Genomic DNA, 2,558 nt, shown 5'->3' on the forward strand with positions numbered 1-2,558 from the left:
GACATCATTATCCCATCTACAAAAAACTGTGCGGTGATTGAAGCGAGCGAGTAGATGAAGCGAGCGAAGAAGTCGAGCGGATAAAACGTGAAAAGAAAACCCCGAACAGGGGAGAAGAAGCCCCGTAAAGCCTGGTGCCGGGCAAAAGAACTCGCAGAAGGCAGGGAAGAAAAATCGGGACGGTACCGGCGGGCTGAAAAGTCGAACTAATCCGAACATTCCAGCCCACCGGTTACCCCTCACCACAACTGGGCGCTACTTGAGATGGCTACCGCCGTGCTCCATGCGGTAGAGCATCAACGCCAAGTCATAGACAGACGTTGTCTCCATGAAAAAGCGTTCGTGTTCCCAACCCCTGGTGTAGCCCCAAATGCGTTGCTGCACAGCCCACCGAGATTCACGCCAAAAAGCACTACCCTCCTCCAAATCCAGAACCCATGGGTTAGCGCTCACCTCAGATTCATCCGACCCCGGCAGGCTACCGTTACGAGACTGCGGTGCGGCAGTCGGCAAGCCGGGAGACATCATACCGCGCGAACGCTGATACCTGTACAGGAACGCCGCCGTCGAATAATTGTGCATGTTCATCTCCGGGTGGAAATTCCCATCCGCCCAACCGAACGTAATGCCCTTCTGACGAGCCCAAATATACGCGGCGTAGTCCGGATCATCCGGAGTGATATCTCCATAAGGACTCGTCGCCGGAAGCTCCACTCTCGGCGAACCCGCAAGACGGTACAGCGCCACCGTCACATCGCGGCGCGTCATATAGCTGTTCCTACCTGAATCAGAAAACTCAGGAAGAACCTGACGGCGCTTAAACCATGCCCAGGCGGCGTTGACCTCCTTATTCTTCGTAAACTGCAGCTGTAGATCCTTCGAAGTAAGCTGCTCAACCGACTCAACCGTACCGTCCTTGCCGGCAGTCACCTTTTCCAAGAAGAGCCTGTACGAGCCGTCATAATTCAGCGGCGCACCGGAGATGGTCAGCTTCTCATCCATCGTGCCGTCATGGATGCTCTCAGCAGCAATCTCCTGCACCAGCGTCTTCTGACCGGTCAGATGTCCCTGCTCATCAACATGTTGTACCGAGAAACGGTAAGAGACCCCAGGCTGCTTCTTCAAACCGACGGCGCGTACCGGCAAGATATTTTCCTCATCATAAGGGCTCACCGTCGTAGCCTTCAGAAACATCTCAGGGCTAGCCGATTCCTTATTAAGCGAACGTACCGGAATGAAATCTGCAACATCATTCAGCAACTCACCGGGGTAATTCTCATCCTCCGGACGGTCTTTACCGTAGAAACCAATCTTATAGACCTTACCCGGCTTAAGCGTTCCCCCAGGAATCGTAATAGACGTCTTAAAATGCCAATTCAGGAAATAAACGCGCTCTCCACTACGGGAAGCCGGGTACGGAATCCGAGTGGTGAATTCTGGTTCGCCTACAATCTTTCCGGTCTTCGGGTCGACTTCATAAAAAGCCAGAAGCGCGGGGCCATCCTTGCCCTCTCGACTACCGCTCGTAAGGATATGGAACCCCTCAATCGTCAGAGTCGTATCCTTCCACGGGTCATCAATTGCGGGCACACTGAAAATGTACGTCGTCTCAGTCGGCTTAGGGTCCTGCACAACATTAATAGGTGCACGCGCCACAAAACGGAATTCGGACGGCCAAGAATCCTCCCGGTGGCCCTTCTTGTGGTACGTCAAAATGACGTCGAAAAGAGTGCCTTCATTAGCCTCAATAATGTACGGCCCAATATTGAGAAAGAAGGTGTAGCTCCCGTCTGGGTTTTCTACCATCTGCTTCGGGTTGGGATCACGGTCAAAGAGGTAGCCAAAGTAGGCATATCCGTCAATGCGGGCATACGCGGCTTTGAAGTACGAAGAACCGCGGTCAACCAGAGAAAATTCGTAGAATTCGTAATTCTGGCGGAATTCAGCACTGAGCGGAGGCGTCGTCAGCGTTACTGTGCCGCCTCGAGAAATGTTGAGAGTCTCAGGAGAGACTTTAAACCCTTCCATTTCAGGATGGCGAGATTCATCTACCTTCGGAAGCGAAGACGTGGCTTCGTCAGCATCTTCTTGAGTTGCAGCGGGGGAGGCGGGGGTCGCCTGCGCCGGCTGCGCCTGCTGCTCAGGTGTAGCCTGTGCCGGCGTTGCGAGTGCCGCCGGGGTGATACCGGCAAGCGGGCTCAAACCCAGCAGTAATGACAGGCTGAGCGCGCGGGCGCTCGCCGGGTGGCGCGGCGCAGTTGAGCGGCACCGGGCGCCTCGTGGTGTGAAGAATGAAGACATCATTATCCCATCTACAAAAAACTGTACGGTGAGTGAAGCGAGCGAGTAGACGAAGCAAGTGAAGAAGTTGAGCGGATAAAGCGTGAAAAGAATCCCCAGAATAGGGGAGAAGAAGCGTTCTGGAGAAACGAATAGGAGGGGCGGCACCGGCGGGCTGAAAAGTCGAACTACGTCGAGCATCCCAGCCCACCGGTTACCCCTCACCACGACCGGGCGCTACTTGAGGTGGCTGCCGCCGTGCTCCATGCGGTACAGCA

Annotated in this window: 1 protein-coding gene; it reads right to left on the bottom strand. The window is 54.7% G+C overall.

Annotated elements, in window-relative coordinates; translation table 11 throughout:
• Positions 1-255 precede the first annotated feature (255 nt).
• Positions 256-2,481: a superoxide dismutase gene (locus tag HMPREF3055_RS04850; protein ID WP_246826895.1), complete on the bottom strand. Its 2,226-nt coding sequence runs from the start codon at positions 2,479-2,481 to the stop codon at positions 256-258.
• Positions 2,482-2,558: the final 77 nt, after the last annotated feature.

This window comes from Rothia sp. HMSC061C12 (genome assembly GCF_001815755.1).
GTDB lineage: Bacteria > Actinomycetota > Actinomycetes > Actinomycetales > Micrococcaceae > Rothia > Rothia mucilaginosa.